This is a genomic window from Streptomyces sp. KR55, from assembly GCF_052245645.1.
Taxonomy (GTDB): domain Bacteria; phylum Actinomycetota; class Actinomycetes; order Streptomycetales; family Streptomycetaceae; genus Streptomyces; species Streptomyces flavusporus.
In genome coordinates this window covers 1-3,987 of the sequence record NZ_JBQQCE010000657.1, presented here as the reverse complement: position 1 = coordinate 3,987, position 3,987 = coordinate 1, and the positions used below count along the sequence as shown (strand labels likewise).

General features: G+C 67.9%; 2 protein-coding genes. Both read right to left on the bottom strand.

The genetic code is table 11. The annotated features are described in order from the left end of the window. Positions 1-46: 46 nt before the first annotated feature. Positions 47-2,662 carry an ABC transporter permease/substrate binding protein gene (locus ACTWQJ_RS47725; protein WP_443312623.1) on the bottom strand — a complete coding sequence of 872 codons (2,616 nt, stop codon included), beginning with the start codon at positions 2,660-2,662 and terminating at the stop codon, positions 47-49. Next, positions 2,655-3,743: a quaternary amine ABC transporter ATP-binding protein gene (locus ACTWQJ_RS47720; protein WP_443312622.1), complete on the bottom strand. Its 1,089-nt coding sequence runs from the start codon at positions 3,741-3,743 to the stop codon at positions 2,655-2,657. The genes ACTWQJ_RS47725 and ACTWQJ_RS47720 overlap by 8 nt, the downstream gene beginning before the upstream one ends. Positions 3,744-3,987 lie beyond the last annotated feature (244 nt).

Genomic DNA, 3,987 nt, shown 5'->3' with positions numbered 1-3,987 from the left:
GTGCCGGGCCGGTCAGGTCACCCGGGCACGCGTCGGGGGACGACGGTCACTGCGGTGTCATCCGGCTCACCATGTCGGGGTGCTCCTCGAGCCAGGCGGCGACGGCCTCCTCCTCGTGGCCCTGGCCGCGGTCCTTGATCTCCGCCTCCAGGGTGCCCAGCTCGTCCTCGCTCATCTTGAAGTTCTTGATCCACTTCGTGAGCTGCGGGTACTGCTCCGGGAACTTCTCGCTGGAGATCGTGCGGATCGTGTTGCCCTCGCCGAAGTACTTCTCGGGGTCCTTCAGCTTGGTCAGCTCGTACTCGCTGTACGCCCAGTGGGGTGACCACAGCACGACGGCGATCGGCTCCTGCTTGGCGTACGCCCGCTTGAGCTCGGCCAGCATGGCCGGGGTGGAGCCGTCGACGACCTCGTACTCCTTGTCCAGGCCGTACCCGGGCAGGACCTTGGTCTTCAGCAGGTTCATCTCACCGGTGCCCGGCTCGATGCCGACGATCCGGCCGTCGAACAGGTCGGCCTTGCCCTTGAGATCCTCCAGGGAGTCGACGCCCTTCACGTAGGAGGGGACGGCGAGCTCCAGTGAGGTCGGCTCGTACCAGGTGCCGAGGTCGTTGAGTTTGTCCTTGTGTTTGTCCCAGTAGTTCTTCTGGGCGTACGGCAGCCAGGCGTCGAAGTTGAGGTCCAGGTCGCCGGAGGCCAGGCCGGTGTAGACCGGGCCGACGTCCATCTGCTTGAGGTTCAGCTTGTAGCCGCGCCGTTCCAGGACGTTCTTCCACAGGTAGGTGACGGCGATGTCCTCGTCCCAGGGGAACCAGGCCACGTCCACGGGGCGCTTGGTCTCGGCCGGGGCCGCGGTGGCCGCGTTCTGGACCGGGGCCAGCTTGTCGACGACACCCTGGTTGCCCTTGAGCCAGGCCCGCACGGCGTCCTGCTGCTTGCCCTTGCCGGCCCTGTTGATCTCCGACTCCAGGCTGGTGAGCTGTTCCTCGCTCAGCTTGAAGTTCTTCAGCCACTCGCCGACGACCGGGTTCTCCTGGGCGAAGCCCTTGCGCGCGACGGTGTGCACACCGTCGCCCTCGCCCCAGGCGCCCTTCGGGTCCTTGAGCTTCTTCAGCTTGTAGTCGTTGTACGCCCAGTGCGGCGACCAGAGCGTGACGACGATCGGCTCCTGCCTGTCGTACGCGCGCTTGAGCTCGGCCAGCATCGCGGGCGTGGAGCTGTCGACGACCTTGTACTCCTTGTCGAGGCCGTACTCCTTGAGGACCTTGCTCTTGAGCAGGCTCATCATGCCGGCGCTGGACTCGATACCGGTGATCTTGCCGCCGAACTTCGACGCCTGCCCCTTGAGGTCCTCCAGGGAGTCGACGCCCTTCATGTAGGCGGGCACGCTCAGCTCCAGGGAGGTGGGGCCGTACCAGGAGCCCAGGTCCTCGAGCTGTGCGCCGTACTTCTTCCAGTACTGCTCGTGTGTGATCGGCAGCCAGGCGTCGGTCTGGAAGTCGACGTCGCCCTGGGAGAGCGAGGTGTAGAGCGGCCCGGCCTCGAACTGCTTGGTCTCCACCTCGTAGCCGCGCTGCTCCAGGATCTCCTTCCAGAGATAGGTGGAGGCGACGCCCTCGTCCCAGGGGATGTAGCCGATGCTGAGCTTCTTGCCCTGGCCGACGTTCGTGTCGGCGGCGACCGGGGCGGTCTTGTCGCTGCTGCCGAAGACGCCCATGCCGCCCGCCACGAGGGCGAGGACGACGACGCCGACGACGGCGACGGCCGGGCGGGGCCGGTACGACCAGATCTTCAGGCCCTGGGCGGCGCGCAGCCGGGCTGCGGCCCGTCGGCCGAGCGGCGAGACCTCGGTGCCCAGCGCGCTGGTCATACGGTCGAGGTAGATCGCGAGGATCACGATGGCGATGCCCGCCTCGGCGCCCAGGCCGACGTTGAGCTGGCCGATCGCCTCGTTCACGTCGCCGCCCAGGCCGTCGGCGCCGACCATGCCGGCGATCGCGGCCATCGACAGGCCGAGCATGATGACCTGGTTCACGCCGGCCATGACCGTGGGCAGCGCCAGGGGGAGCTGAACGCGCAGCAGGGTGTCGCGCGGGGTGGTGCCGAACGCCTCGGCCGCCTCGACCAGTTCCTTGTCGACCTGGCGGATGCCCAGCTCGGTCATGCGCACGCCCGGGGCGAGCGCGAAGATCAGGGTGGCGACGATGCCCGCGGCGGCGCCGCTGCCGAAGAAGAGGATCGCCGGGATGAGGTAGACCATCGCCGGCAGCGTCTGCATCAGGTCCAGCGCGGGCCGTACGACCGAGCTGACGCGGTTCGAGCGCGCCGCCCAGATGCCCACCGGGACCGAGATGACGAGCGCGATGACGGTGGCGACGATGACGAGCGACAGCGTCATCATCGCGTTCTCCCACAGTTCCAGGGAGATGACGAAGGCGAATCCCGCGAATGTGAGGACGCCGGCGAGCGCGCCGCGCAGCCAGAAGGCGATCACGGCGAAGATGCCCACGAGGAGCAGCGGCTCCGGCGCCTGAAGCACGGAGTCGACGCCCTCGTAGGCGCCGCGGAAGACCTGCTCGAAGAAGTCGAAGAGCCATCCCATGTGGGTGGTGAGCCATTCGACCGTGTCATTGACCCAAGAGCCGAACTCGATCCTAGGCACCGGCGGTCACCTTCTCTCCGCCCTTGTCGCGCGGGGAGTCGCACGGTTCCGGTACGCCCGCCTCTTCGCCGAGGAAGCCGACGAGCCGCTGCCGCTGGACGACCCCGACCAGTTCGCGCCGCTTGTCGAGCACCGCGACCGGGTGCGCGACCCGGGCGCTGATCGCGCACAGTTCACCGAACGGGGTGTCGGGCGTCGCGGTCTCGCAACCGCAGTCGGCCTCGTCGCCGCGCACCTCGGTGTCCATGACGGCGCCCGCGGTCAGCACGCGGGAGCGGTCGACGTCCTGGGTGAAGGAGGCGACGTAGTCGTTCGCGGGACGCAGCAGGATGTCCTCGGCGCTGCCGGTCTGCACGATCCGTCCGTCACGCATGACGGCGATGCGGTCACCCAGACGCATGGCCTCGTTGAGGTCGTGGGTGATGAAGACGATCGTCTTCTTCAGGCTCCGCTGGAGTTCGAGCAGCTGGTCCTGCATGTCACGGCGGATCAGCGGGTCGAGGGCGCTGAAGGACTCGTCCATCAGCAGCAGGTCGGCGTCGGTGGCGAGGGCACGGGCCAGGCCGACGCGCTGCTGCATACCGCCGGACAGCTCGTCGGGCCAGGACTTCTCCCAGCCGGCCAGACCGCACAGGGCGAGCGCCTCGCCGGCGCGCCGCTCGCGCTCGGCGCGGGGCACGCCCTGCACGGCGAGGCCGTAGGCGGCGTTGTCCAGGACGCTGCGGTGCGGGAAGAGTGCGAAGTGCTGGAAGACCATGCTGATCTTCTTCGCCCGGACCTCGCGCAGGTCGCGGTCGCTGAGCGCGGTGAGGTCCTGGCCGTCGAAACGGACCGAGCCGGCGGTCGGCTCCAGCAGCCCGTTGAGCATGCGCAGCAGCGTGGACTTGCCGGACCCGGACAGGCCCATGACGACGAAGATCTGGCCTGGTTCCACGGCGAAGGAGGCGTCGATCACGGCGGCGGTGGTGCCGTCGGCGCGCAACTCCTCCCGGTCTGCCCCTTTTCGGAGCCTGTCGACTGCCTCATCCGGTCGTCTGCCGAACACCTTGTACAGATGCTCGGCCTCTAGGCTGGCTGACACGCGTACCTCTTGTCTCGACGGCAGGGAAAGGGAGACGATGAGCGGACATACTGGTTGAAAGTGCAACCGGCATCGCTCCGAGGCGGCGCCTGCCCCCGTTCCGCCTGCACAAACGCACTAGTGTGATGCGCCTGAAATTGCAGGTGTAAGTCTGTAGGCTGTTTTCATGTCGCATCGGGGTCCGCGTGCTGTCGAGGTCGTGCTGTCCGAGGAGGAGCGCGCCGAGTTGTCGCGTTGGGCGGGT